Source organism: Sphingobacterium daejeonense (genome assembly GCF_901472535.1).
Lineage (GTDB): Bacteria > Bacteroidota > Bacteroidia > Sphingobacteriales > Sphingobacteriaceae > Sphingobacterium > Sphingobacterium daejeonense.
In genome coordinates, this window is record NZ_LR590470.1 from 875,628 (window position 1) to 902,136 (window position 26,509).

Sequence of the window (26,509 nt, forward strand, 5' to 3'; positions counted from 1 at the left end):
ATAACCTTCTTGATATTATCACCTTTGAACATAACTTCGTTTGAGCAATAATCCATGACTACCTCCCGCGTTTGTTACCTGTTTCTTGCTCCGGTTCTTGTACCCAAGGTTGTTCGGGCTGTGCCGCCTGTGACGTTGCCCTGTCCTGTGCTGGAGATTGTTGACTTTCTACGGCTTTTGCTCTGGCTTTTTCCGGGAATATGACCTCATCGCGTATCTCGATCATATTTTTGTCGTAGACATTAAGTCTCTTTATCTGGGGGTTGGCAGCGATGGCTACTGGGACGGTTTTCTTTCCGATGACCATTTCACCATGGTAGTAGTTACCATTTTGCAGGGTGATGATTGCTTCCTTTAACTTTTCCGGTGTGTCGAGTCCCTTAAGTGGATATTTTCCGAGTGTCTCGACAAGGTCAAAGCCATATTCCGGCCGGAATGTACGAAGTGGATGATTGCCATAGGCATCGGTGATATCGAGGCTGAGTTTGAACCATATAGGGGTCTTCTCTGACGGCACACCCTGTTGCTGATTTTCTTCTCTACTGCGCGGATAGACCTCTTTTTTAAAGGAAAGCCCGGAGAGCAATTTGTGTGCCTGCAACGCAGTAACGCGGTGATCCCTTGCCAGATCAAAGTTCTGTGACCGTGGAGCAGTGCTTTTTGCCTGTGTCAGCATAACGTCGTAGTTGTTCAGAAAATACATGTCGCTGTCCTTGGAGCGGTTGAAATTGAACCAAAAGGAAAGGTGATCCGTTTTTGGTGCGTTGATGTCCGTGGTATCGAGTGGCCTGCGCTGGCTGGTGATGCCGAGGTTGAATTTGGGTATCTCGCGCCTGATAGCGGTCTCGAGAACGTCATTCAGTTTTGTGCCAAAGCCGAGTCCCTCAAGCGTTTTCTTCAGGTACTCCAGGTTGTTCTCATTCATGATAATTTGATTTTAAGATTAGAAAAATTGTTATAGTAGGTTCAGAATAGCCTCATTTGTCCACGTGTTGGGGGATTGTAGCCATTGTCAAGAGCGAGGTGCTCTCCAATAGCGGTAACCAGCTCTTCGATTGTTTTGTAATCTGTTTCTTCGAGCGCCTTCGTATGGAAAAAATGAGATCGGTATCCGGTTTCGCTGATGACATAAGATTCTGCCCGGTACTCGATGTGACTGATCAAGGGGTCTTTTTGATTTTCCCGCTTTTCAGGCCAATAGAATTTATAGTCGACCTGTACAGGGAAACCAAAAACATCAATTTCGAGGGAGATATTCTGCTTAAAATGTTCCGGTATCATTTTTTATCAATTAGCTTCATAAAGCCCTTTTTCGGTGGGCTAACATTGTCGTAAAGGAGATATGGGCGTGTGGCTTGATCGTGCGAAACGCGGAACGAAATCCACTGAGCATACGGAAACGGTGCAGGGAGAATTCAGGTTCGGGAATGCTGAATTCCTTATCCCGGTAGTGGATGTTTACCATATCCTTGGCATAATCAAAATTGGCATCCCGGCCCGTAAGCCAGAGAGCGACTTTGCAATCCAGCACTTTTCCGCATAAATCATCATCGAAAACGCCTATTGTCCTTGCATTGGGCAATTGATTTTTCAGTTCCTGTACTTGCCCGGAGGTTGGTTGAAACCCTATAGCACTGAATGCACAGCTGCCCGGCCTTTGTAACCATATGGGCTGGAAATAGCAGAAACAGAGCGCATCCAGGGCGGAGTAGAATAACAGGTGCTGTCTGACCATAACCGGTTGAAGAAGCCCGGCGATACCCTTCTGCGGTAAAAATGACCATGATCCTTGCACTGTTTTTTCCAGCCACGGGGTAAAGAAATCCAGTACTTTCTGATCGATACTTCCACTTTCATGCATAATGTTTACCGGGAGTAGCCTTTCCTAGACACCTGTTGTTCCTGTTCATTTTCCTGTTGGTAGATGGGTGCCTGCCTTGTGCGCTGTGCCTGTTGCATGTCCAGCAGTGCTCTCTGGTAACCCTCCGTGTACGCATCTTTCTGCGCACTTTTGTTACCGAAGAGGTTTCGCAGACCACGGAGCAGTAAATAGGAAATTCCTCCATCGAGAATCAGCGAATACATGAGAGCCTCCCTGTTGGAAGTGACTCCACTCCGGCTACTGGCACGACGTTGAAGGCGTGTGCCATCGGTGAGCTGCACAACATCGCCGTTACGATACTGTTCTTTCTGAAGTTCAGAAAGAGTTTCGCCATTGATTTTTGATGGCACCCGTACCTTTTGGGGATCTGATGAGATGAATTCCCGAGTCTCCGGATCGTACTCAATAAGCCATGTTTTTTTCTTTCCGTCCCCTCCCTGATAAGTTTTCAGGACATGGGTTAGCGTTCCCTGTTCAAGTTGGTCTGCTTCTACATCCAAAAGCATCGGGTGTTTCTTGACATCGCGGTAGATAGGATGAAGCTGTAACGACATATGTCCATTGGCATCACGTTGAAGTGATAGTTTGGCATCCATTTTTTGGATATGGATACCGTCGCCATGTATGTCACGCAGCGTAATTAGATCTGTCCTATGCCCTGCAAGAAGGGCATCGATGTCTTCTTCAGAAAGGTCAGGTTTGCCATTTTTCATCAGACCGAGTTTCCGTAGATCTCCAATAGGGATATCACTTTCTCTAAATTGATTTTCCATAAAAATTTGATTAATGTTCGTTTTCGATATGTTGCAAAATTCTGCGCAGGAACTTCCACGGGTCGATGTAGATACCGTTGCTGCGGATACTGAAGTGCAGGTGTTCCCCTGTCGTCCGCCCGGATTTACCCGTAATGCCCACGGGATAACCTGCGGCGATAGCTTGTCCATTCTTTACCGTTACCCGTGACAGGTGTCCGTAGACGCTGTGCACAAAGCCATGGTCAATACATACGTAGTTACCAAGGTTTCTGTGATAACCTGTGGATTCGACCGTTCCCTCCATGATGCTACGGACGATCCCTGCCCGGGTGGCAAGGTCGATTCCATTATGAAAGTCCCGCTTTCCGGTAATTGGATGCTTGCGCCACCCAAACTTTGAAGTCATTCTATATTCAGTCAAAGGCATGATTACATTCAATGTTGGTAGTTCGGGCAGAGGTTTGATACTGTCCAATGTCAAAGGAGAGGTCTCCGGTATATCTGGGTGCGGAATGGATATCTCCGGTGGATAAAGCGCGATATGTTTGGGCTGTACCTGCTGGGCTAAGACGATCTGGCATATGAGTAGCAATATTGAGGCAGTGAATGCAGTCCGTCTGACCATAGTCAACGCCCGACTCCTTTCCCCGGTGTTTGATCTGGAGTCCGCTCTATTATGTCCCGTAAGGTTTCTGTAGCTATATCAAGGGCTTTTTTTACTCCTTACAACCATGGCCAGCGCGTCGAATTGTTCTGCCTGTACACCAGATTCACCCATTAAGATCAGTCGAAAAAGAATTTTAGTATCCCTAAAATTCAAGTTTTTGGTGTTTGCATCGTGGATTATATCACCGTATGGTTTCATTGTCCTCAGTGCGTTTGCGGGATATAGTTCAGTCCATCGGTTTTCAAATTCGACTTCAATAACATCTTCTTCAAGGTTTATATCTGTGACGATCCCGATCTGTGCAAGTCCGTGTGTGAAATAGGTGTGCAATGAGGGATCAACCATGACGATTTTCCCTTTTAGATCTTCCATATTCTTAAGTATTTAAGTTAAAATCATTTTGTGAATCCCGGACGCATGGAACCTTTGCCATGCGGTGCAGGTTTCGGTGGCGTTGCAGGCTTGAACTGTGATACGACTTTCTTTACCTCGTCGTTGATTCGGAAGAAATTCTGTAGTAGTATTTCCTCCTTACGGTCTCCGAAATCGTAAAAAGTAGGAAGTTCAGGATAGGCTTCTTCCTCTTGGCGGATTGCATCAAGATCAAGGTCAATGCGGCAGTTGACTGCCGTAGTTTCGAATTTTCCGGTATATTCTTCAACGGCGTCGTTAGCCAGCAAACCAACCATTTCCCCCGCTTTCAATGAGGCAATCTTGCCTGCCGGAATAAGTGGTTCAAGTTTCTCACTAAGAGAAAGTGATGTTTTTGTCCGGTCGATGGAAAGGCTTTCGCCCATCTGTTTTACTTTTCCAAAAAGGCGTTCCATCCATTCGAGCCCGTCCTTATCACGGATAGATCCGCTGAGGATATTTCCTACAATCGAGGTAATCGTATCTGCCGTTTCCTTGCCGTATTGTTGCCTGAACATGGTCAATCCCTGCACCCCCAAGATGGCCGAAACTCTATTACTTCTCGCCTGGGAAATGATGTCCTGAACTTTGTACAGGTATAAAGTTGGAGCCTCATCCACCACCAAACCCACCGGAATATTGCCCCTTGTGTTGATCAGTTTGGTAATCCTGTTGATGACTACGGAATAGGATGCGGAGTTGGTGCTCTGCGTATTCGGATTGCTCGCCAATATCAGTATAGATGGTGCCTTGGGGTTACTGATCTTGAGGTCAAAATCATCTCCTGAGAATACCCAAAAGGTTTCCTTAGTGGCCAGGCGACTAATAAATATCTTGAGCGTTCCTACCTGTCCCTCAAGCTGATCAAATGCGCGAGCCTTGTATGCTGTCATGAAGGGCGAGAGAAGGGAATGAAGCTCCTTGTTGCTAAATAACACCGTAAAGATCTCCTCGTAAGAACGGTTAAGGAAAGCCAGTACATGAGGAAAACTGGAATATCTGCCTCCCTCGTGTTTGCTAAAAAAGTAAATACAGGCCGCCAAAAAGTTGACCGCTGATTGCGTGAAAAACTGGTCGCTCCCGGACGCCTTGTCGCCTTTTTTCATCGCCTCCACCAACGCTTCCGCCGTTTCAGAAGCTTCAGCTAAGGTCTGCAAGTAATCACTTCGCCAAGGGTTGATGCGTCTACTTTTCTCCGGCTCGTTCAGGTTGATGACATGAAAACCATAACCCTTGCATTTTCCCTTTTGCTTTGCAAGAAGATAATGGTAATAGGTAACCTGTCCAAGATCCGGAAACTTGAAGTCGAATACACAGAGTGTCCATTCCAATGCTACCAGTTGGCGAATGATCGGCATAAAAATCGAAAAGCTCTTACCCGATCCAGGGGTACCGATCACGAGCACCCCCTAAATAAATTCTCCAGCACGATGAATCCCTTGCGCACCTTTTTCTTAAAATAAAATAACATAGGGATATTAACAGCGTAAGGTGTGACCTTGGGTTTGGTGGGCTGCATGAAGGATTCTTCTTCTACGTTCCATTTATCCTTACCAAGCCCAGAGCTGATAATCTTGGACACATTGTCCATGGCGATGTGGAGCAGAAGAGCGCCTGCAATGCTACAAACAATATACCCCAGATCGTACCAGCTTGTGTAAGGCAATGGCCAGTTTGCCTGTTTGCCATAAAACCAGAGGCTTGCCGGAAGCAACAGTAATCCTGCTGTGAGCGGATAGGCTATGGCATTTTTTGGATTGAGGGTCTTTCTGCTTTCGGCTGAGCGTACCGATGGACACAAGGCATATTAAGAGCAACGTAAACAGCTTACTGTTGAATGGGTAATGGTAGATTACAATCCGAGCCATACGCTCAAGGAAGTGCGAAAATCCATAACGCTCGCTGAGCGGACTGGTTACGATCTTTTCGGCATAGATGAACATTAGGATATCGATCCCTACGGCGAGATAAATGCAGAATTGCAGGAAAACGGTGCATCGCCTGCTGTTCTTTAGTTTCCTCCATAGTAATTTGATTTTGAATATTGGAAGAGGGTTTCCCTCTCTTCCATGGATAGGGGGGTTAGAATTGCGGCAATCTGTTATCGGCCTCTGCCAGGACTTTGCTCAAAGTCGAATCTGTCTGTCCGAAACTCGATCCAATCTTCGACGCTGAATATGATAGCCTTAGAAATATTTTCATGTGTCATTGCCCAATCAAGCGCCTCCTGCTGGTGTTCCGGTTTTCCGGTTGAATGAAGCTGATACAATTCTAAAATATCGACGACTTCTGAAGCCTGCATATCGAATATTTTCAATATCAGCACGTAACTTATCCACTACGAGTTCCGGGGGAATGAGCATTAATAGGGCATCGGTACTATAAAGGCCTATTGCATCATTTTTGAACCGAACATAAGCAGCACGGCCTTCATCGACGATATGGGTAATTGTCCCCAAGTGTCCTTGCTTATTTGCGGGATCTTGGTCAGCTCAGGATGTACCATCACCTGTACGCCAACTAAGTCTTTCATATTATTTCTGATTTAGGATAGCTGGAAGAGAAGGTTTCTTCCATTCTATAGGTTTGAGGAGTTAAAAAATTTTGTGAGGGTTTCCCCTCTCTACCATGGATAGGAGATTTAGAATTTAGGGATCTGTTATCGGCCTCTGCCCGGACTTTGCTCAAAGTGGAATCTTTCTTTCAGAAACTCGATCCAGTCTTTAACGCTGAATATTATAGCTTTGGAAATTTTATCATGTGACATTGCCCAATTAAGCGCCTCCCGCTGAGCTCCCGGTCTCCCGGATGTGTGGTGTAGATACATTTCTAAAATATCGGCGACATCCGTGACATCCATATCGGATATATCTATATCGGCACGTAACTTATCTACTGCGAGTTCCGGGGGAATGAGCATCAACAGGGCATCGGTGCTGTAAAGGTCAATTGCATCATTGTTGAACTGGACATAAGCAGCGCGGCCTTCATCCACCAGATATGTGATCGTTCCCATGTGCCCTTGCATATTTGCCGGGTCTTGGATCAGGTCAGGATGTACCATGACCTGTAAGCCAAGTAAGTCTTTCATATTATCTGATTTAGGATAACTGGAAGAGAAGGTCTCTTCCATTCTATAAATTGAAGGATTAAATATTTTCTGAGGGTCTCTACCTACCCCTTCCGGGGTTTTGTTGCTGATCGAGTCTGTCTATTTGAAAATCGATCCAGTCCTGCACCGTGAATACAATTGCCTCGGATATTACCGGACTTGCCACAGCCAACCTGAGCGCAGTTTCCTGCTTTTCTGGTATTCCAGACTCATTGAGCATGCAAATCCTAAAAATGTCCAGAACTTCCGAAGCATCCAGATCCATTGCAACTATATCGTTTGGCAAGTCTCCCAATGCGACTTCGGTAGGCATCAACATAAGCAGAGCATCGTTGTTATAGACACCAAGGTACTCATGGCCAAAGTTGACATAAGATGCACAGTCTTCGTTAAGGGTGCGGCTGATCGTCCCCACGCTTCCTTGCATATTTATCGGGTCTTGGGTCAGTTTGGGGTGTACCATGACCGTTGTGCCAACTAATTCTTCCATATGTAATTTGTACAAGAGTTAATAATGAGATTAAAAGGTATCGGCGTTGAGTATGTCCTTGTACCGTATTTTCAGTGTAACTGTCCTTCCGGAAATCTGCTTTTCGGAGAGTTCTACGTTCAGCACTTTATTTGCCGGAAAGGTTGCTTTTTTCAAAACGTAGATGTTCCGGTAGTTCTTTTTGAACGAGGTGTTCGGATACAGTTGCCATATGGGCTTGATCTCTATAGACTGCACGTTAGTGGCCTTGGTGATTTTCCTATCCTCTATTTTAAAGCGCATCTCATCGATGTCATAGGACAGATTGGTGGTGTTCCTGTAGGTGATATCGAGCAGTACAAGGTCGCCTATGGTATAGACTCCGCCAAGTTCTGCACGAATGCCATAGTTCTCTGTCTTTCGGACAGGTGTTACCTTTCGCTGGGCCAGCATGGACAATGCGTGCCTTCGGAGTTCGGGCGTAGTGGGATCAATGGGACTATCCAGAGGGCGTGTGTGTGAGGGTAAAATATTGAAACTCGTCACGACACTATTTTCAGAAGCTGACTGGAAAAACCATAGCTGATATTGAGCGATGAAGCTTTCTCCGATCACTGTCACTATTCCCAAACTACCGGAGCCAGTAGTCAGTTCTCCATGAGCAGAGTCCGGGAGCAGCTTTAGCCGTAAGACGTTCGCCTCGGGAAGATCACCCACCACGGCATGGGTGGATATGTCTACATAGCGAATGGGTTCAGGTGAGATAATATGCAGGGAGGTACTGCTGTCCATAAGGATATCGGGCAATTCATTGCGGGAGGTACTGGCCTTTTCCTGTGCACAGAGTCCGAGTCCCGTAAGCAATAGGAAAAGGGAAACAAAGAGTATTTTGTTCATGATAAGTGTTGTTTTTAATAGTCTTTTTGGTTATTTCTAAGCTGATCGGGATCGATGAGGTACACAAGGGTATTGTACTTGATCTTAGCCTTGTTCTGGCGGATCATTTTGCTCACGGCCGTGCTGGTCGATTGGAACATTTTCTGTACCATGCTCATCACCAGCTGGCTGTTGTTCTCAGCCGCCTGCTGCAGGGTGACTCCCTGACTGGCATTGCCGCCCAGATCACGGGTAAATTCCCGGAACGCCGATGCAGGTACATATAATCCGGGCAGTCCGTCGTGGTCATAGATGGACAGCCTGACCGGGAGGATATGTTGTCCGTTCATAATGGAGGTAACGGTCAGGTTGACACGCTGTCCCGAAAATCCAGATATTTCGGCATAAATGTAGGTTCCCTTTTTGATGAGGAAGCGTCCGGCCATCATGTCTTCGAGCAGACGGATGCGAAGACGTGATCCGGCGTAACCTTTGATATCCTGATCCACAATGGCGGTAATGAAGGTTTCCTCATGCTGTGGAGTGACGGTATTGAACACCGCTGCTGTACTGGTAGCCTTTGTGACAGAAAGCTTGGTGTGCTCCTGACTTTCCTTTTGCGCGAGTTCGGCCTGTCTGAGCCGCTCCTGCTCTGCCCGGTACTCGGGATCGTTAGCCTTGCCCATGCTATCCACCAGTTCCATCTGGCGTCGAAAAAGTTCCATGGGATCAGGTTGTGGTTCCAGAGCTTTCGCTGGGGCAGCGGTTACTGCCGTGGGCTGGTTCATTTTGGAAAGGGCTTCTGCCAATGCCCTGTCGTGCGGATCATCGGTGCCTCCGCTGCGTACCTGCGATACGGCGTCGGGAAATCCTGTTCCGGAACCTGAAGAGCCATAACGGTTCTTCATCGCCCGGTCTATGGAGTCGAGCATTTGTCGCTCACGTTCATTATATAACGTAACAGGTGCTTCGGTGTTGGTCTGTTCCTCCTGTATCGTTCCGACGGCGGTGTAACCGTCGGCCTGTCGATACTGATTACGATAAGCATCCAGCTTGTCTGCCAATGCCTGGTCGCGTACCTGATCCGATACACCTGCCAGACCGGTCTGTAAGGAATCCTCGCCTGCCTGTGGAGCTGTATCCTTGCCAAAGCTACTCTTGTAGACATAGAAGAAGATACAAAGGAAAGGCAACAGGATGAGCGGTATAACGTACCGCGGTTTTCTGAAATCTATTTTCATGGTTTGTTGTTTTGGGTGGATGGTTTGGCGTACTGTAACTCATCAAAGCGTTTGAGCGCGCTTATCAGCAGAACACTGTCTGCGGCATTGAGGCTGTCCTTTTCAATGATGGACTGGATTACCTGTTGAATTTCGGACACCTCGCGCAGTGCATCATAGGTCTGGATTGCACCTGAGATTCCGATGTCCGCACCGATTGCCGGTGCTTTGGGGAATACAGGAATACCTTCCGGTTCCTTCACCCGCATAACGGTAAAGGCAAGGGTACCCGATAACAGGATACAGACCACCATCCCGGCAAAAATGGGAAATGGATAACGGTGCAGCAGCTTCCGGAAATAGGTTTGTGCCCTGTGGAAGTAACGTTGTATTCGGACAACGGTATCGCTCTGGCTGTTAGAATGAATTTTTCTGGACATTTTGTAGGTCTTTGTTTTCAAGTGTCTTCCAACGGGTAATCAGTATCGCATGGGGGTTGTTGTCCGAGCGCATCTCCAAGTCGCTGAGATAACCTTCGGTCACCAGCGAGCGGACGATAGCCGAACTGCGGCGGTCGATCTTCTGCGTTCCATGATAGCGGAAGTATTTTCGCTGCATGTCGATGTGGATGCTGTCGGTGCGGATGGTCAGTACGGCACTGGAGGAGAGGATGGAATTAAAAAATCCTTTTTCCTTTAGATTGTTATACTGTAATGCCCCGCTCTCGTCGATCAGGTACATGGCCTGCTTCATCTGGTATTCCATGAAACGGTCGTCAGGAGTGAGTGAGAAAAATAGGGTGTGGAAGCGCCCGACATGGGATCGGTATTCCGCTTCCCGGTTCATCTGTATGTCGGTCTGTTTTGCAGGGATCGGTACATTTGCCGCATCCATGACGTAGATGCTCCTTCGGGCATCGGCTACCTGCCGGTAGGCAAAGAACGAAACGCCGAGCACCATAATGACCGCCGCAATGAGGCAGCCTGCCGAGAGGAACGTTGCAAGGCGTATCTTGGATTCTATATTTTTAATGATCATATCTGAATGTTATTTTCCTTTGGTGAATGCTTTTGCGATCATGCGCGACATATTTGATGCACCCCTGCCCATGGTAGAAGCCGCTGATGAGATTCCTGATGTGGAGATGATCCAGGTACTTATGCTGGGCACGGTGAGCATGGTCAATGCCCCGATCACGTAGGTACATATGACGATACCAAATGACAATAGTCCGTTACTGGCAAATACGGTCAGCTTCTCCAGATCCGGTCCTGCTGTTCCCACCAGTGCCTGATACCGGGTGATCTCCGCTTCCATGGCGTAGTGCTGGAAAAGCGATGAGATATACATGACCAGATAGGCAATACCGGAATAGAGGTTGACCGATACAAACCGTGCTATCCACGTACTGAAGGAGTCACGGAAGGCAGGGAGGACGCTGGCCGCAACGGAAAACGGGCCGAGTATGATTAAAACAGTCGAGAAGATAATCTGCACGATAAAGATGATATACACACAGATGCGCAGCAGCCATATGGCGAGTGTTTCGAATACGGAAGTTACCAGTAGTTGAAAACCGATCTGCATACGGTTACGCATCTCAACGATAGGATTCCACACCTCGGCGAAGCCTTCCTTGACACTGGACTTGACGGACTCCCAAGCCTTACCGTACCATGTATCTGCTTCGGTCTTCGCTGTCTCGGTCTCGGCCTGCACGGTGAGCAGCTGATCGGAAAGATCAACCATCAGTTTTGCCCGTTGCAAGCGAAGGTTGTTGATCTCGGTCTGGCTGCCATCGAACATGGCCTCGGTCTTACTTGCCACGATGTCTGTTGGATAGGCGACAACGCGCGTGAATGTAGGCCACCAGAGGATGACCAGAACAAGTCCGAATGGACGCAATAAAGGCATAACCTCCAGTTTCTTGTCCAGCGACATCATCTCATAAGCCTTAATGGCAAAAAAAGACAAGCATAAAAATGGCGCAGAGCGCCTGTGCGTCGGCAATGAAGGCATCGTAGTGTGTCCAGATGGTATTTTTCATCTGTTTTAGAAAATGCATCATGCCTTCTTCATACGTGCCGTTTCCCTGTAGGAAGTTGACTTTGTCCCGGAAGTATTCGGGGACATCTACGGGCTGCCCCTGCATGGAGAAGCTACCGAAAAAAAAGTTAGTCAGGTTCATATGCAAGGTTTTAGAGTTTGGATTTGCTGAGTATATCGTCGGCAATCTGACGGTCGGTCTTACCCGTTGGAACAGCAATGGAGGGGTCTGAAACCTTCGCCTTTTCGTTTGCCTTGGTCAGTGACAGGTACAGTTTTGCCCGGTTCTTCTTGGCTTCCCAAAGTGTCGACAGCTCACGGTATTCTGTAAGCATCCGATGATAGGCCATGATGCGCGATCCACGGTCGAGGTTGGTGGTTCTGGCGGCATCGAGCCGCTCGGCAAGTGCCCTGCTTTCTTCGAGGTACCATTCCTTTACACCTGTACGCGTCAGGTAGTCCCGAACTTCTGCTTCTGCTCCGTCCATAGGGTCTACGTTCTGTCCATCGATCAGGGGACTGAACTCATGGCGGTAGTAGAGCTGCCATAGCGGATCTGCCACAGAGGCAACTCCGGCATAGTTAACCATTTCGGAAAGTGCGGTATTACGCAGCGTATCCGCATGTAGCTTATAGGCTTCTTCGGTATTCTTCATAGCGGCGACCATCAGCAACCGCTGTGTCTGCGGCCCAGCGGCACTGAGCGGACGGAGGTCGGTCTTGGGATAGTTGGGGTGCCACGCCCAGGTAAGCCAATATTGGTAATTGAGCCCGAGGAAGCCTTTGGTGGGCGTGAACTTCTTTCTGTCCCATTGCTTGAACACCATGCGTTCCTGCTGGTGTACGATGTGCTTATCGGTCTGCCTTTTTACGTTCTGTGCCTTGCTTTCTGTTATGGATAGCAATAGCAAACCCAGCCAGATGATCAGGGGTATCTTCATGTCGATTGAATTAGAATTGATGGTTTAAAGGGATTGAAATCTGCTCTTGCAGATCTCAGTCTTTCAGGAGATTGAATTTGTATATGATATCGTCTACCAGACGCTTGTCGCGGTTGATGAAATCCCGATAGGGATTCAGGGTACGGAAGATGCCATTGAATTTAGCCCAATACATGGATCGGTGCATACTGAACGCCAGCGCACGCATCACCCGGAGTTCGAGGACAATCTTGCGCAGAAGGGCTTCGCGCTTTTCATAATCCATCAGCACATTTTGCCCCTCTTTGATAACAAAATCGGATACCTCACTGACCAGATTTACTCCGCGGTTCTTCATCTGCCTGGCTACGTTCTCGGCAAAGAGCAGCAGGTGCGGTGCCCCTTTCGCCGTTTCCACCATGAGATTGCATTCACGGATGATGTCAGCACTGATCTGACCGATCTGGCGGACAGTAAGCCCACTGCGCAGGGCGCGGTCTACCTGCGTGAGCGAGCGATGGATCATATCCTGCACCATGACCACCGAACTGACGTTCAGGTTGATGTCATCCAGCCGGTTCTTAATGGTATTCAGATAGCTGTTGTGCGTAACTTCGGCAGCAGATCGGACAGCGGCATTCTCCCCTACAATGGCCAGATGCTTGGCATCGTAGACGATGGTCACATAACTCTGTGCATGGGTCTGTAGCCCCGTTAGCATTCCGCAGAGCAGCAATATTGTACATAGAATTTTCCTGTTCATTGCCTGATCTGCTTTAGTTTCGAAAGGATGTTCTCTACCAGTTGCCTGTCCCGGTTGACGAATTCTGAAAATGGGTTCATCGATTCCAGTACGCGCTTGCGGCTGGTGTAATACATATTTGCTGCCAGTCCCCGCGACGTTCCGGCTATACGCCGGAGTTCGGTCAGCACGTGGCCAAAGAGTAATTTTCGGTCACTTGACTTCATCTGGTTGATGTCGCCGATACTGATGGCAAGTGCATAGAGGTACTGACTGAGTATGTAAGCTCTGTCTGCCAGATCAGCTTCCGTTCTATAAGCAAGCGCAATGAGCAGGGGATCATTTCCGGCCAGACGGATGATGGTTTCCTGTTGGCGCACAATGTCACTGATAATAGGTGCTGCCTGTAACCCGATCTGTGTGGCATCTATAGCCAGTCCCAGCGTGTTGAAGCGGCTTTGTAACCTGCGGTACTTTTCCTTAAGATCCGACATTTTGGATCGGTTCACTTCTTCATTTGCTGTGGTCAATGCCTGCCTGTTGCGAGCGGTGTTCTGGCGCTGGTTCTCGTCCTTGCTATGCTGAACCAACTGATGCAGCAGCTCGACGTTCAGTTGCGCATGTGCAAAGGGGACGATGGTCAGCACCAATAGCCCTAAAAGGATTATCGTTCTCATTGTTTCAGGTATTTGGCGTTACGGATAATATCGTCGGCGATGCGCTTGTCAAGGTTTATAAAGCCTGCATAGGGATTCAGTGAATTTAGAATTCCGCGCTGCTTTGCCCAATACATAGATCGGTACATGCCATAGGCTACTCCGCGCAAAATTGTCATCTCTGTGACGATACGGTTGAGCAATTTGGCACGCTCACCCGAATCCATGAGGTTTTGCCCTCCACCACGTGTGACGAAACTGGTGACCTCTGCGGCAAGTGCGGTAGCTCGGCTCTTAAACTCCCGGGCACCTTCTTCTGCAAAGAGTAGCAGCACGGGATTGCTACCGGCAAGATCCATCGCCTTGTTCACGTCTCGCACGATATCTGTACTGATCTCACTGATGTGCTTAATGGCCAATAGGTTCCGGACAACGGCTGAGACCTCACTGAGCCCCTTGTAGATTTTGTCCTGTAGGTCATTGACAATGACCAGCTGTCCGGTCACAGCCAACTGTCCGCGCTGGATCAGCGTAAGGTTATTGTTGGTGGTATTGAGCTGTCCATTGATTACGCCGGCATGGACACCGGTTGCTGCGGCCACCGCGGGGTCGATGTATATCTGGGCATGGAGCCGTGTTCCCAGCAGCAAGGCTATGAATAAAAATAGTGTTCGCATGGTTAAGTCTGCTAAGGATGAATGATGTTATTGTGCCGGTGCAGGCAAAGGTTCCCCTACTTGGTTGACCTTGGCAACGAAACTACCGAGTCCAAGTCCGCTGGTTTCCATGTCGGCGACGAATGCGTTGAGTGCTTTCGGATAGGAACCATATACGCGGACGTAAATCTGCACCGCATTCTTCTCCGGTTTTTTCAGTCGTGTAGGTGAGATACTGGAAGATCGAGACCTCTACGCCATAGACTTCCCCGGTCGTGCCGCGACGGATATAGACTTCCTTGAACCTACCTCTTCCGTCTTTGTTTTCCAGCTGGTTTATCGTGAATATCTTGCGGCGCTCGGTATCGGTAATGGAAAGGAGTTTGGCAATGGCATCGTAATTCTCCTGAAATTTACTCTGGTCAAGCAGGCAGATGGTATCTGAATTGGCAAGGATACTATCCTTTACGATGGGATTGCCAAGGATATCGCCGAGTTCCTGTGTTACCACGATGACCTCACCCCAAAACTTTCTGACGGTTTTATATAAATAAAGGATATAACCCGCCATGAGCGGACTCGCAATGGCTTTCCATGCTTCCTCAATGATGAGGGCTTTACGCCTGTCTTTGCGGTGCCGCATCTTTTGCAGGAAGACATCCATAATCGATAATGTGACAATGGGAAACAGAGTGCGATTTCCCTTAATATTGTCAATTTCAAACACTATAAAGGGCGCGCTGAACAGGGATTGGTCTGTCGCTTCGTTCAGAAGTGTCCCGAATTCCTGACCGGTGTGGAATTTGCTGAGTACATAGCGGTACTCGTCCAGATCGAAGGGCACCTTTTCCGTTTCCCTTATCTCGCGTATCTTTTCTACCGAATAAGCGTAGAAGGTATCGAAGTTGAGCTTCTCGGGGCGCCCTGGATTTTGAGGGCCTGGATCGAGCCAGAAAAATTCATAGTAGTAGGACGAGATAACGTTGGATATCACGGTATCCTCGATCTGGGTCAATTGTCCTTTGGCACCTTTCCACAGCAAGGCGACGAGCGTCTTCAGGAAGTCCTTTTTCTCAAGATTAAATTCCTTTTTTTGATAGGGCAAAGGGATTCATCGAGATGGGTTTGTCCTCGGTATAGGTTATGTACTTTCCTCCGTAATAACTACATAGTCCTTGGTAACTATCTCCCGTGTCGACGATGACCACGTCCATGTTATAAAGGCAGTACTGCTCAACCGAGCGCATTCATAAAAAAAGATTTTCCAGATCCCGACGGGCCAAGTGCAAATTTCGACCGATTGTTCAACCGGCCGGTGGTCAGATCTGCCGGGTCAATGCCAACGGGAATGCCCTGACGGTCTGTGAAGCGGATCAGAAAGTCGGATTTTTCATCGGTCTGCATCGATTCCTTAAAAAGCAGACAGATGGCTGCATCCGATGTGGTCAGGAACCAGTCGTACTTTTTCAGTTCAATCCCGTTGCCGGGTAATGCTGCCCGGAACAGTTCCAGCTGTTATAGGCATTGCGTGATGGGATGATGCCCTGCTGAAATAGCGCGGCCTCGATGAAGTTGGCGGCTTTGCCTATTTTATCGGTCTGTGCACATAGGACAATATTGAAGTGTGCGTTGACGAGCAACTGGTTTTCGCGTGCTACGTCTACCAAGAGCTGGTCAATGTCCTCTACGCAGATGTGGTTGGCCGGATCGGGTACGCCCGAATGGCGCTTGCGCTTTAATTCAAGCTTGCTCAGAGTGAGCTGCTGACCGGGGATTTCGATAAGCTGGTTATAGACGATGCAGCGGTAATCGGGGACATGATGCAGGAAGGATAGGTTATCTACTGGAAAATTCCGCAGGTTCCGGCCGTCCTGCTTGTGCGTGTAGGTGCCGACAGTTTCGGGCAAGTCGATGGTATCGGTGTTGATCAGGCTGATGCTCCGCACTGCCCGGTCGCCCATACCTAATTGCCTTTCGCCTGCCATTACATTCTCCAGAGCGATATGTGGGGAGGTAAAATCCATTCCCAGCATGCGGGATACATAATGGTGGATCTCCCGTTCGTTGAGTCTCTGCGGTTGCATCCCGGCTCCCGATAGGAGATCGTGCACCTTATCGATGTTCTGCCTGAAATCGAGGAGCATCCGAGGGTCATAAACATAGAAGGCTCCCTTTTTGACCTGTCTGGTGATGGTCAGGTAGGTTTCGATCTGGGTATACTCGCGGCCATGGAAATGTTCATTGTATTTCTGTTGCAGGAACTCGGTTGTCGTACCGCCCTGATAGATGTTACGGGAGAACACGTCCTGCTTTTGGATGATGTGACCTTCTCCGAGGATCTTGATCAGGTTGAGCAGCAGGCTATGGTAGGTGTTGTAGGGTTCGGGGTCTGCCCGTATTGCATGACCGGATTGCGTATGTGGAATATAACGGAGAAATCCCCTCTTTCACCATAGAGAAGGGCTTCGCCGTTATCCTCATCAATGCCGGTGTAGGGCATTTTAAATGCTGTCTTTCGATGGGTTTGCATAGGTGTTCTTTAGGTGTACGGGATGGATGGTTATGCCTTTATTACGGGTTTTCTCGTGCAGGCCGTTCTTCTGGCGCTGGAAGGTCAGGAAAAGTCCGGCGGCGATCAGGGCAATGGTAACGGTGCCGCCCAGGTACATATTAGTGAGTGCACCCAGCAGGCCGCCACCGACCAGTCCCAATAAGAGGGAGCCGATACCCCAACCGATGAATTTTCCTTTGAACCCCCGGTACACAAGAGGCCGCTGGAGCCCCTTGTATATGGAGTATCTGCGGATCATTAGACGCCGAAGAAGGCTTTGATAACCACCGAAACAAGTACCAAGAACAGGCAGGAACCCAGCCAGCCCATCAATTCTTTATTGATATCCTGATCTCCCGAGTTCCATTTGATGTACACGCGCACACCTCCCACGATCCCGACTACCGCGCCAATGGCCAGCGTGAGTGTTGCCACGGGATCTACATAACTGGTCAGAGAGGAAGTTGCTGCATTGATACCGGTTGTGCCGCCGCCGGTCTGCGCAAGAAGGTTCTGGGCTGCCATCATTATGATTGCAGTAGAAGCGAACAGTTTTTTTGTCTTTACTGTCATAGAAAAGAAGAATTAAAAGGGTTAAAAAATGGATTAATGAATCCCGTAGAGGGCTTTAAGGAAGGCACCGACAAGAGTCAGAAAGAGACAGGAAAAAAACCAGCCCATAACCTGTGCGTCGATGTGTTGATGTTTGCCGGACTGCCAGTTGGTATATATCCGCAGTCCGCCAACGATTCCGCTGATGGCTCCGATAACCAGTACCAGATCCGAGAGACTGAAATACCAGCGGTTCATCTCCCCGGATACTTTGTAGAATTCGGAGATGCCCGGTTGGGCATCTACCAGTAGTGGCAGGGTACAGAAAAGGACGGCTTGTACCGTCCTTGTTAGCAATCTGTTTTTGCTCATTGTGTTTAATATGGGATGGCACGTGTATGTTCGATCAGGTCACCTTTTGCCAGACTGAACAGCTGTTTCAACCCAACAGCCCCGGTGGCATGGATAATCGCGGAAGCGATGTTCTGTTGACCGTTTTTTCCCACAGGAGGCTGTGGTACTTCCCGTGGTTCAGGTTCAGGTGGGACGACGGGTTCGGGTTCCTCTTGATAGTCGATGAGCTGCGGCTCGGTGTGTTCTTCAAAAAAAAGGATTTCATCATTGTCTTGGGAGGCTGGTGGCTTGCGGGTAATCAGCAAATCGAACAATAGGTTGAGTCCGTAATAGGCGGCATAGGCCAATGTGAGGGTAAGCAGAAAAGTTGTCCAGTTCATAGTTCTGTTTTTTTAAGGGTTTCTTGGATGTGAGCAGCCAGCCAGGGATGCTGCCCGAGGTATTGATGGAGGCTGTACACAATGAAGCGGTTCATGTCGATGCCCTTTGCGAGCTTGATTCTTTTTAGCAGGTTCATCGTCCTGCTGTCCACGCGGATGAGACTTTTTTCCTTGCCTTCCAACTGGAAGGATTCCAGTGCCTGAAAAAACGCTTGTGCTTCAGTCTCATTGGAAGCCGTTTTTGGCGGTTTCTTTCGTTTTTCCACCGGAGGTGGTTTGGCAACCTGTTTTTGTTCCTTTGGTTGTGGGTTTTCTGTTTCGCCGTTTCGGAGCTTTTCCCGTAATTGGTCGGCGAGTGATTTTATTTCGTTCATTTCTTATGCTCCTTTGCCAGATGGGTCGTGTAGATGATGTCCAGTACAGGCAGTACCACGGGCAGGACGATGGCTGGTGTGTGGATCGTGTCCACACGTTGGAAGTCTATCCGATCAGCAATCCCGGGGGTTACCGTTCCGAAGTTTGTCATCACCTTATCTACTTCTATACGCGTATTATAGCGCACGGTGGTCTTGATCCGGTTAGGTATGAATACGATGGGTGCTCGGTTGTTGATTTTCCCGGCAACCATTGCAAACAGCAGCGTAGAATCCACCGAGAATTCGTCGTAGTTGAACGGGCAGAGGATGAGGTCTCCCGATAGGATGACAGGGATCAGGCCGTCGTCGTCCATCTTTCCGGGTAGGTCGATCAGCACAATTTCATCGGGATTTTTGGTGAGTACTTTTAAGAGCATCGGAAAATGGGCAAGGTCTGCCGGAATGACCTCATAGGGATCCTCATTTTCCAATACCCTGGCTTTTTCATATTTGGCTGATACGGACTGCTGGTAGTCCATATCCAGCACGGTCACTTTCCGGCCGTGTTTGGCAGTGAGGTAGTTGGCAAGCAACAGCGTGAGCGTGCTCTTTCCTGCGCCTCCTTTCTGGTTTCCTATCAATATGACCATAATGTGGTTTTTGGGTTAACGGGTATTTGTTCGCGCCTTGCGCTTGCGTCGGCGGTTTCGTCCAAGAATGGCTTCGTCGTCGATATCGTCTGAGATGTTGATGTCTATCGAAGGCAGTTGGAAATCCACTTCAGAAGAATAGATCTCAGGCTGTGTCGTGGTGCTTTCCCATTGAGGTTCTGGAAAATCCTCCGAAGATGGTTCCTCGGTAATCTCATCACTTCCGGGTAGCTCAGGTTCCTGATATTCAGTTTTTATCGAAGCATGTAGTTTTTCCTTCTGGTCAGAAACCTGCGGTTTTATGGTTTCATCTGACTGTATCTTTTGCTCCTGAGATTGTTGTATCGGCGCGATGAATTCTGCCAGAGGCATAATCTCTCCACCTTTATATACACCCTTACCGGAGTGGTCGATCAGCGTATAACCGTAGGGTGGCTTATCACCTTTGCTGTGGAAGAGTACTTGCAATCCGAACTTTTCCTGAAGGAAAGTGGCCAGTGCAGAAGTGTATCCCGTTTCCGTACGATAAAGTGATGGATCGTGGATAGTCCTGTATTTTTCGATGATGGCACGGATCTGCCTGATTCTGCCGGCATCCTTTTCACGCGACTTGATATTGGCATCGATTTTACCGAGGTCAAGTCGTGCCAGCTCACGGCCATATTTGCTAATAGCATACTGGTTGTCCTTAAGTGCCAGCGTATAACCGCGCGCTTCAAGGATCATCATGAACTGTGTCCGTGTGGAAACACTGTAGGTCAAAGCCTTTCCCAGATGCGCGGCCACGGCCTGTTTTTCGTCTTCACCGGTTATCCTGTTCAGCACTCGATAAGCACGCAGTTTCTCGTAGCTGTCTGAAATCTTTTTACCGTCCTTTCCCACGCGCGTAGACACCAAATGGATGTGGTTGTTGGCAGTATCCTTGTGAAAGATGAGCAGGTATGGCTGCTCACCATAGCCCATACCCTGCATCCATTGCTGGGCAATATCGGTGAGTTCTTCCTTGCTGTGTGATTTTCCCTTGCCTGATATGACGACGTGGAATTGCGGATATTTCGTTCGTGTGCTCCGGGAGGATACTGCTTCCAGATAGTTGATGTAATCCTGTGGACGTAGCTGTTCCAATCCCTGAAGCATGCCGAAGTTCTTCACCAGCATGAGTTCTCCACGATCTTTCTCCACTTTTTCGGTATTGTAGCTAACACCTTTAAAGGTGGCGGACTTCTTGAGTATCTTCACGATCATGGTTTAATGTCAGGTGCTTTTCATGGCACGCAGGATCTGGCGCAGGGTCTTTTCCAGTTCCTGTTGGATGCGGATGTAAGCGGTAAACAGCTTATTGAATTCGATTATTACTTCGGGGGTTAGGTTTCCTTGCTTGTTCAGTATGTTGGCATGTCTTGCCAGCTGGTTGATGTTGTTGCCAGCCCTGCCCATCTCTGCGCCGATGGCATCCAGCGTGCCGAGCAGTTCTTTTATGTTAATTGTTACGGTACTGCCACCATGCAGGACTCGCTTGCGGATCAATTCCATGCGGTTCAGTCCTGTCGCTTTTTGGATTTCGAGCAGGGCTTCGAATTCTTCATCGGTCAGTTTGGCCTTGATGATCCGGATTCGCTTTCCGGTCAACATGGGCGGTCTGCCGATCTTTTTTGGAGTCTTTGTCATGGGTTTAAATGGGTCTTTAGCCGCCCTTTAGGAAAAAAACCAAGTTGCGAAGGTTTTTTCCCCTTTGCCAGGCATCCCCCTCAAGGGGTGCCACAGGGCAAAGGCAAGTTGGTTTTTGGGGTACCCAAAAACACAACTTGCAGCTGGCAAAACAAACCTTGTTTTGGCGGCTGTCCGACGTTTCCGTGGGGTAGCTGTGGCTGCGGGGAAACGTCGGGCGGTGGGTAGTGTGTAGGGATTTGCCTGTCATGGGATGGTCTTCGCTATTGGTTTGGTGGGCTAAATACTTTGCTGACTAATTGTTCAGGTAGTTAAATAAGATGCTGGCCTATCGGCTAATGGATTTGTCGGCACCCTCAATAAGCATTAGGCTGGCTAATCGTTTAATTGCTTAGTTGCTTTGTCATATAGTTATTTATTCCGCCTATGGATTAGTGGACTAAACAGCCTATTAACAAAGTGCCTTAGTAATAGGCTGCTTTCCTTATCCATTGCTTAGTCCGCAAATCAGCCTATTGCCTAATTATGCTATCGGCTTAACAGCCCATTAGCGTATTACATAAACGTTATGTTATCTATAAGGTAGGCTTTTTTACAGGTTCAGCTTCTGGATTATCTTCCGGGAGGCTGTTATTGTCATCTGATGAGACAGCATATTTTTTCATTATGTTAGCGAGTTCGGATCGGGTCTCCTCGAGTATTTTCCTCACAGCTTTTAAGGCATCGCTTCTGCCTTTATTATAGCCTTTCTCCCAAGTAGGATAGTCCTTGTAACTGTATAGCGGATTGAAAGGGTCGTGGCAACCGGTCACGATTTTAAATAATGTTTGGTAGAGGTACTTTGTGGCGAAGTAGAGGACTATTAAAAATAGGGCTACATCCCAAGTAATAATAATTTCCATGATGGTGTGTTTTAAAGATATTTGTTAAGAATGGATTAGATAATTTAGGGCGATTACCGCTGGTAAGATGGTCTGATCTCGTCCGAGGGTAATCGTCTTGCCAAGGGAGGCGGCACCGCAGACGTGCCATCAACATTTCGTTGTAGTCATTATAGCCTTTGTAAACTTCTGATCGGTCAGTGGCATGGGGTAATTTCTGCTGGAAATTAGCAAGTGCGGTAGAGCCAGCTTTATCGCGATCAAAATACAGATCAATCTCTTGATAACCTGCTGCACGGTCTACTGCTATCTCCAGCAGGTTAACTGAATTAAGAACGATGATGCTGTCGGTAGAGTGTGGATTATCGCGAAGCCAGCTAAGGTAATCCATGTATCCTTCGAAAACTGATAACTTATCCGGATTTCCTGCAATAAAGCTGATCGACTTACGCCCGAGACAGGCCTTAAAATCCGTCTGCCCGATTTTGTTGCGCAGTTCCCATGATCCGTGTTCGTTCTGCCAGCCTGCGGAGAAGAATTTCTTCCCCTCGTTCGGGCCACTGTTAAAGCTATAATACACTTCCTTCATCCTGCCACGGGCTTGCTCCAAAATGCCCCGGCTTTGCAGGTATTGCACAATGGCAGGATGATTGCCGATTTCCTTCACCACGTTTATGGTGTAACGGGGCTCCTCCGGTGGTGCTGTCCGTTGACGTTTCACCTTTTCACTGGTGTCTGCCTGTTCTGATAAGGATATGGCCATGACGTCACTTATCTTTTGGATGACCTCATAGAAAGTGGCAGGATACCAATAGGACATTGCCAGATCGATGATGTTACCTCCTTTGATCCCGGACTGATTTGCTCCTCCGTGGTCAAACCATATCCCTATGCCATCATTGACGGCCAGTGAAGGTGTATTTTCTTCTCGGAGCATGCTCCTGTAAAACAGCTCTCCACCGGAGCGGTGGGCAGGGTGATGGCCAAGCCGTGCAAGAAAATCCACGATGGATGCCTCGCGGATTCCATCGATGTTTATGAGTTTTGACATAAGCGGTGGTTGACGGCTAAAAAGAAAATACGGTTGTCTGCGGCACTTCACGGGTAAACTGTTCAATTGCCGACTGGTAGCCCTCCCGGGATTCATCGACATAGAGCATCACCTTTTCGAATCGCTGGGCGCGTTTGATGGATGCCGGAAGAAAGTTGGGGTAATTCAGTACCATGACCGAGGCGTAAGACAGATATTTATCATTACGCTTCTTCATGTAGTCGGTATATTCCGGAAAGATGGCAAGTACCGTCTCGCTTCGTGAAAGCATAGTCATTCCTTTTGCGCCGATACAATTTTGAAAATGTTTTGCACGCACTTCCCACCCGTGATTCTCATTTTGCCATCCGGCAGCACAGAAATCTTTACGCTTGCCTTTTTGGTCAATAACAAAATAGTGGACTTCTTGAACATTCAGATCGGCGATTTCCCACAATCCGGTTTTCCTTCAGAAAATCGGTAATTTCGTTTGTCTGCCCGAGTGGTCTTACCTGATCGATTTGGTAATGGGGCAGCTTCAGCGGTTTGCGCTTCCGTCTGGCTCTGTTTTCAGGCGAACCAGTACTTTCGATTCTTGTCATGATTTCGAGGAGTTTTTGTTCGATTTGTTCTGTGGACAATTCTGGCCAATAGGTCTGGGCGAAATCTATAACACTGCCGCCTTTGCCAAGCGATCTGTCGAACCAACTGTTCAGGCTGTTATTGACCGTAAGAACAACACGGTTGTTTGATCGGCTTGTGAAAACTGCTGCATATTGGGTTTCTTCATCTGTCACGGAAGCAGGTTCATGCCCAAGCTCGCTGAGTAGAGCAATGAGGGATAAGTCATCATTAAATGATGGAATTTCTTTTTTTTTTGGATGTCATATAAGGAAGTTTTAAGGTGTTAGGTTTACAGGTGCCGCATGGCGTGCCGGGAAGTACTTACGGCTTCGATTTCCATGCGGTCTATCCGCCAGTTTTTGGAATGGATATTTTTCTTTATGGGGGTTATCAGCCCAAGGCCTATCCAATGTTTTTACGTTCTTTTTTCCGTAGCGCCTGAAAGCCCTGGATTTTTTGAGGTAGGGTTTGACATAGCCTGATCCGGTCAGAACCGATTTTGCTCCCCATTTCTGCCGCATAGGAAAGGAGTGCCTGCAATTGCAGTGGGGTTAAAAGTATGTTCATTGTTTTTTTGATGGTTTATGGGGAAAGGTTAAAGAGGACAGATCCCTTGTTGGAACCGACAACGGGCAACGAACCCGGAATGATCCGCTCTTGCCGGTTATGTTAGGTTTCGGGACTACCCACGTCAATCCGTACGGATCGGGCTTTCGCCTGCCAATGCGTTGTCGGTATGTTGGTGCTCACCGTTGTCCGGCTTAACCTCACCTTCGCAAAATTTCTCACTTCTAAGGAGATAATGCTTCATCCCTCGATGTCAAAGAGCGTCCGAGCACTGCCCTCGCGGCAAATGCGTAACCTGTCTGTTGAGGACAGGCGATGATCCGGTTGCTCAAAACCACAGGGGTTTTGGGCTGGGATCGGTCAAGAAAAATTGGGGAAGTTTGGGTAGGTTGGCTGAGGGTTTATCTCCTGCCATACTTCATGTTCCCCGATGGGTTTTTCATCCCATTCAGGGTACAAAGCACGAAAACAGGGCAACGCAAAAACAGTGTAAGGGGGGTGAAAGAAACGTTTCACCCCTACACTAAAATGTGGGTTTAAATACTATTAAATGACGTTTTTGGGGAATTTAAAGATAGTGGAATTTATCGGAGGGATTCCGAATCCATTAAGAAAGAGAGGGAAATATCCAGACCTTTACATATGGCATGTAGTGTACTTAGGCTGGCATCGGTCTGGCCATTCGATATAGGAAAGTTGGCGGTAGTCAATACCGGAAGTTCGGCCAGTTTCTCCATGGTCAGTTTCCTTTCTGACCTCAGATCTCTGACCCGTCTGCCGAGTGCCTTAATTAAATCGTCGTTGCGGATGTTCTTCACACAACGAAGTTGCGAGATAATTGCCCGCCATGTTATGAAGTGTACTTCATATTTAGAATTTGGTTTGTTAAATTTGTGGTGAAACGGATATTTATTTTTAATTTTCACATAATAATTTAGATTGACAAATGACATCCTCAAATATATCCCTGACCAAATTGCAGACAGATGTAGAATTTATCCAGCGTGCCAGACGTATGGGATTGGAAACGCTGGGAGACATTATGGGATATTAAACTTCCGGATTTGCGAAAGAAAAAGGATTTTAGTTACATGTGGTATGCCTCACTATTGGAAATGTTGGAAGAACGGGGGGCTGCTCGAAGAGTTTCAGCGGAGACAGCTATAAGTTCGTGTGGGTTGGTGTTCTAACCATGGCCTTAAATTCAGGTTAATATCCCGATTAGTCATAGTATAATATGACATTTCGTACTTAAAAGGCATATTATACCATGACGTTTATAAGAAACAGGCCTTTTATTTCTTTGGTAGTTCGGCAATCGTTTTGCCCTTTAGGCTTTCTTCTACCAGATATCCGATAAATTTTGCAAAGGGTTCAATGTTTTGTTCGACGCTGGCCTGTTCGAGTGCTTTCATATAATCATCCCGTCTTTTCACGGGGATCACTGTCCATTTATATCCACCCGATGCAAGCATAGCGTTCATTAGAAAACGCGCCATTCTTCCGTTGCCATCCATATAAGGGTGAATGAATACAAATATGAAATGCCCCAAAACAGCCTTAACAGATGCCTCCGTTTCTTCTTCCAACAATTCAAACAACACCGGCATCACATCTCGCATGGCGTCTACATTCAGGGGAACGTGTTTGGAGTTGCTGATATAAACCTGATTGTTACGGTATCCAGCCAGATCAGCAGCTTTCAACAAACCAGCTGTCACGCTCGGATCGAAAAGTTGTCGATACCATTTGGAGTGATCGATATCTACCTGCCTTCCAGCATTTGCGCCGTCCAATATCGCCGCAATACTTTCCTTTACAGACTGGAATGCCTGATAGTAGCCCCTCGCTGCCATTGCGTCGCGCTGTTTGCGATCCTCCTCACTCTCTTTGGTATCCCATTTTCCCGAACTTACTTTCTCAATCATCTCGGGCGTTACACGGTAGCGCTCTATGGATAGGGAATGGTAGGCGTCAGTGACGTAGATATCGTCAATCTCCTTTAGAAAAGCTTCCTTACTTTCTGGTAGCCCTGGCGAAGCAGGGAAGTTCAGTATGATCACTTCTCGCATCTGCTCCCACATCAGACGGATACGGGTGGCGTATGGGGATCGCTCGCGGGCAGGTAATTTCAGATCGATTTTACTTTCGAATGGATCTTCTTCGCGGATATCATAATCCGCTTGCTTAAAGGTGTCTACGATCTGATCGGCAACTCGTTCTCTGTTGATGTTCCTGAAGGCTCCGGCCAGTCGTCCTGCCAGCGTAGTATGACCATTTTCGAGTAGTACGGGTAGAAGTTCGGAGGCATCCCTTATTAATGACAACGCAGTGCGGGCATCTATTGCATTTCTCGTATAGATGGTCGCAGCGCTATAAATGAGAGCAGACTGTAGATTGTACATTCGTATCCCATTATCGGTCACCACGAGGTGATCCGCGGACGGTAGTTCTCCCCGTAGATTGAAAAGAGATGTATTGTGC

General features: G+C 48.0%; 37 protein-coding genes and 1 pseudogene. All 38 read right to left on the reverse strand.

Translation table 11 applies throughout. The features are described 5' to 3' along the window. Positions 1–58: 58 nt before the first annotated feature. Positions 59–925, reverse strand: coding sequence for a hypothetical protein (locus FGL31_RS04165; protein WP_138089786.1), 867 nt, complete (start codon positions 923–925; stop codon positions 59–61). A 41-nt stretch (positions 926–966) separates the two neighbouring features. Further along, positions 967–1,281, reverse strand: coding sequence for a hypothetical protein (locus FGL31_RS04170; RefSeq protein WP_138089787.1), 315 nt, complete (start codon positions 1,279–1,281; stop codon positions 967–969). A 16-nt stretch (positions 1,282–1,297) separates the two neighbouring features. Next, the gene (locus FGL31_RS04175) at positions 1,298–1,861 is read right to left on the reverse strand and encodes a hypothetical protein (RefSeq protein WP_138089788.1); all 564 of its coding nucleotides are present in this window, start codon (positions 1,859–1,861) and stop codon (positions 1,298–1,300) included. Positions 1,862–1,866: 5 nt separating this feature from the next. Then, positions 1,867–2,655, reverse strand: a complete 789-nt coding sequence (locus FGL31_RS04180) for a DUF4099 domain-containing protein (protein ID WP_171017539.1) — start codon at positions 2,653–2,655, stop codon at positions 1,867–1,869. Between the two features lie 10 nt (positions 2,656–2,665). Further along, entirely contained in the window at positions 2,666–3,112 is a 447-nt protein-coding gene (locus FGL31_RS04185; RefSeq protein WP_171017540.1) for a M23 family metallopeptidase, read from the reverse strand. A 228-nt stretch (positions 3,113–3,340) separates the two neighbouring features. After that, positions 3,341–3,676 (reverse strand): hypothetical protein, encoded by a 336-nt coding sequence (locus FGL31_RS04190; protein ID WP_138089791.1) that lies wholly within the window; start codon positions 3,674–3,676, stop codon positions 3,341–3,343. Between the two features lie 23 nt (positions 3,677–3,699). After that, positions 3,700–5,073, reverse strand: a complete 1,374-nt coding sequence (locus FGL31_RS04195) for a type IV secretory system conjugative DNA transfer family protein (protein ID WP_232046253.1) — start codon at positions 5,071–5,073, stop codon at positions 3,700–3,702. A gap of 38 nt (positions 5,074–5,111) precedes the next feature. Beyond that, positions 5,112–5,516: a hypothetical protein gene (locus tag FGL31_RS24500; protein ID WP_232046254.1), complete on the reverse strand. Its 405-nt coding sequence runs from the start codon at positions 5,514–5,516 to the stop codon at positions 5,112–5,114. A gap of 415 nt (positions 5,517–5,931) precedes the next feature. Continuing rightward, the gene (locus FGL31_RS04200; RefSeq protein ID WP_138089792.1) at positions 5,932–6,174 is read right to left on the reverse strand and encodes a hypothetical protein; all 243 of its coding nucleotides are present in this window, start codon (positions 6,172–6,174) and stop codon (positions 5,932–5,934) included. 200 nt (positions 6,175–6,374) lie between these two features. Beyond that, positions 6,375–6,848 (reverse strand): hypothetical protein, encoded by a 474-nt coding sequence (locus FGL31_RS04205; protein ID WP_138089793.1) that lies wholly within the window; start codon positions 6,846–6,848, stop codon positions 6,375–6,377. A gap of 37 nt (positions 6,849–6,885) precedes the next feature. Further along, entirely contained in the window at positions 6,886–7,317 is a 432-nt protein-coding gene (locus FGL31_RS04210) for a hypothetical protein (RefSeq protein WP_138089794.1), read from the reverse strand. 30 nt (positions 7,318–7,347) lie between these two features. Continuing rightward, positions 7,348–8,193, reverse strand: a complete 846-nt coding sequence (gene traN / locus FGL31_RS04215; RefSeq protein WP_138089795.1) for a conjugative transposon protein TraN — start codon at positions 8,191–8,193, stop codon at positions 7,348–7,350. Between the two features lie 14 nt (positions 8,194–8,207). Then, entirely contained in the window at positions 8,208–9,413 is a 1,206-nt protein-coding gene (gene traM, locus FGL31_RS04220) for a conjugative transposon protein TraM (RefSeq protein WP_138089796.1), read from the reverse strand. Further along, positions 9,410–9,832, reverse strand: coding sequence for a hypothetical protein (locus FGL31_RS04225; protein WP_138089797.1), 423 nt, complete (start codon positions 9,830–9,832; stop codon positions 9,410–9,412). The genes traM and FGL31_RS04225 overlap by 4 nt, the downstream gene beginning before the upstream one ends. Next, positions 9,810–10,430: a conjugative transposon protein TraK gene (gene traK, locus FGL31_RS04230; protein WP_138089798.1), complete on the reverse strand. Its 621-nt coding sequence runs from the start codon at positions 10,428–10,430 to the stop codon at positions 9,810–9,812. Before traK ends, FGL31_RS04225 begins: the two co-directional genes overlap by 23 nt. 9 nt (positions 10,431–10,439) lie before the next feature. Beyond that, positions 10,440–11,366: a TraJ family protein gene (locus FGL31_RS04235; RefSeq protein ID WP_232046255.1), complete on the reverse strand. Its 927-nt coding sequence runs from the start codon at positions 11,364–11,366 to the stop codon at positions 10,440–10,442. After that, entirely contained in the window at positions 11,347–11,580 is a 234-nt protein-coding gene (locus tag FGL31_RS24505) for a hypothetical protein (protein WP_232046256.1), read from the reverse strand. Before FGL31_RS24505 ends, FGL31_RS04235 begins: the two co-directional genes overlap by 20 nt. Before the next feature lie 10 nt (positions 11,581–11,590). Next, positions 11,591–12,379, reverse strand: a complete 789-nt coding sequence (locus tag FGL31_RS04240; protein WP_138089799.1) for a hypothetical protein — start codon at positions 12,377–12,379, stop codon at positions 11,591–11,593. A 55-nt stretch (positions 12,380–12,434) separates the two neighbouring features. Next, complete coding sequence (locus tag FGL31_RS04245) at positions 12,435–13,121, reverse strand: hypothetical protein (RefSeq protein ID WP_138089800.1); 687 nt, start codon at positions 13,119–13,121, stop codon at positions 12,435–12,437. Beyond that, a complete protein-coding gene (locus FGL31_RS04250) occupies positions 13,118–13,777 on the reverse strand; it encodes a hypothetical protein (protein WP_138089801.1) in 660 nt (219 codons plus the stop codon). Before FGL31_RS04250 ends, FGL31_RS04245 begins: the two co-directional genes overlap by 4 nt. Beyond that, complete coding sequence (locus FGL31_RS04255; protein ID WP_138089802.1) at positions 13,774–14,433, reverse strand: hypothetical protein; 660 nt, start codon at positions 14,431–14,433, stop codon at positions 13,774–13,776. The genes FGL31_RS04250 and FGL31_RS04255 overlap by 4 nt, the downstream gene beginning before the upstream one ends. An 82-nt stretch (positions 14,434–14,515) precedes the next feature. Continuing rightward, a pseudogene (locus tag FGL31_RS24510) lies at positions 14,516–15,659 on the reverse strand (TraG family conjugative transposon ATPase). Continuing rightward, positions 15,646–15,816, reverse strand: coding sequence for a TraG/VirB4 family ATPase (locus tag FGL31_RS27495; RefSeq protein ID WP_262709038.1), 171 nt, complete (start codon positions 15,814–15,816; stop codon positions 15,646–15,648). Before FGL31_RS27495 ends, FGL31_RS24510 begins: the two are co-directional and overlap by 14 nt. A gap of 62 nt (positions 15,817–15,878) precedes the next feature. Further along, a complete protein-coding gene (locus FGL31_RS24520) occupies positions 15,879–16,715 on the reverse strand; it encodes a hypothetical protein (RefSeq protein WP_232046258.1) in 837 nt (278 codons plus the stop codon). 198 nt (positions 16,716–16,913) lie between these two features. Next, positions 16,914–17,222 (reverse strand): DUF4133 domain-containing protein, encoded by a 309-nt coding sequence (locus tag FGL31_RS04265; RefSeq protein WP_138089803.1) that lies wholly within the window; start codon positions 17,220–17,222, stop codon positions 16,914–16,916. After that, positions 17,222–17,536 carry a DUF4134 domain-containing protein gene (locus FGL31_RS04270; protein WP_138089804.1) on the reverse strand — a complete coding sequence of 105 codons (315 nt, stop codon included), beginning with the start codon at positions 17,534–17,536 and terminating at the stop codon, positions 17,222–17,224. Before FGL31_RS04270 ends, FGL31_RS04265 begins: the two co-directional genes overlap by 1 nt. Before the next feature lie 33 nt (positions 17,537–17,569). Then, positions 17,570–17,887, reverse strand: coding sequence for a DUF4134 family protein (locus FGL31_RS04275; protein ID WP_138089805.1), 318 nt, complete (start codon positions 17,885–17,887; stop codon positions 17,570–17,572). Positions 17,888–17,892: 5 nt separating this feature from the next. Then, positions 17,893–18,249: a hypothetical protein gene (locus tag FGL31_RS04280; RefSeq protein ID WP_138089806.1), complete on the reverse strand. Its 357-nt coding sequence runs from the start codon at positions 18,247–18,249 to the stop codon at positions 17,893–17,895. Beyond that, complete coding sequence (locus tag FGL31_RS04285; RefSeq protein ID WP_138089807.1) at positions 18,246–18,623, reverse strand: hypothetical protein; 378 nt, start codon at positions 18,621–18,623, stop codon at positions 18,246–18,248. Before FGL31_RS04285 ends, FGL31_RS04280 begins: the two co-directional genes overlap by 4 nt. Beyond that, positions 18,620–19,255: a ParA family protein gene (locus FGL31_RS04290; protein ID WP_138089808.1), complete on the reverse strand. Its 636-nt coding sequence runs from the start codon at positions 19,253–19,255 to the stop codon at positions 18,620–18,622. Before FGL31_RS04290 ends, FGL31_RS04285 begins: the two co-directional genes overlap by 4 nt. 15 nt (positions 19,256–19,270) lie before the next feature. Beyond that, on the reverse strand, positions 19,271–20,500 hold the full coding sequence (locus FGL31_RS04295) for a relaxase/mobilization nuclease domain-containing protein (RefSeq protein WP_138089809.1): 1,230 nt from the start codon (positions 20,498–20,500) through the stop codon (positions 19,271–19,273). Positions 20,501–20,509: 9 nt separating this feature from the next. After that, positions 20,510–20,923, reverse strand: coding sequence for a plasmid mobilization protein (locus FGL31_RS04300; RefSeq protein WP_138089810.1), 414 nt, complete (start codon positions 20,921–20,923; stop codon positions 20,510–20,512). A 575-nt stretch (positions 20,924–21,498) separates the two neighbouring features. Continuing rightward, on the reverse strand, positions 21,499–21,735 hold the full coding sequence (locus FGL31_RS04305) for a hypothetical protein (protein WP_171017542.1): 237 nt from the start codon (positions 21,733–21,735) through the stop codon (positions 21,499–21,501). Between the two features lie 4 nt (positions 21,736–21,739). After that, positions 21,740–22,855 (reverse strand): DUF8464 domain-containing protein, encoded by a 1,116-nt coding sequence (locus FGL31_RS04310; protein WP_171017543.1) that lies wholly within the window; start codon positions 22,853–22,855, stop codon positions 21,740–21,742. A gap of 16 nt (positions 22,856–22,871) precedes the next feature. Next, positions 22,872–23,291, reverse strand: a complete 420-nt coding sequence (locus tag FGL31_RS04315) for a DUF8464 domain-containing protein (protein WP_138089813.1) — start codon at positions 23,289–23,291, stop codon at positions 22,872–22,874. Further along, complete coding sequence (locus FGL31_RS22515; RefSeq protein WP_171017544.1) at positions 23,239–23,631, reverse strand: hypothetical protein; 393 nt, start codon at positions 23,629–23,631, stop codon at positions 23,239–23,241. Before FGL31_RS22515 ends, FGL31_RS04315 begins: the two co-directional genes overlap by 53 nt. Positions 23,632–23,733: 102 nt before the next feature. Continuing rightward, positions 23,734–23,979, reverse strand: coding sequence for a hypothetical protein (locus FGL31_RS04320; RefSeq protein WP_138089814.1), 246 nt, complete (start codon positions 23,977–23,979; stop codon positions 23,734–23,736). A 1,341-nt stretch (positions 23,980–25,320) separates the two neighbouring features. Next, on the reverse strand, positions 25,321–26,430 hold the full coding sequence (locus tag FGL31_RS04325) for a Fic family protein (protein ID WP_232046259.1): 1,110 nt from the start codon (positions 26,428–26,430) through the stop codon (positions 25,321–25,323). Positions 26,431–26,509 lie beyond the last annotated feature (79 nt).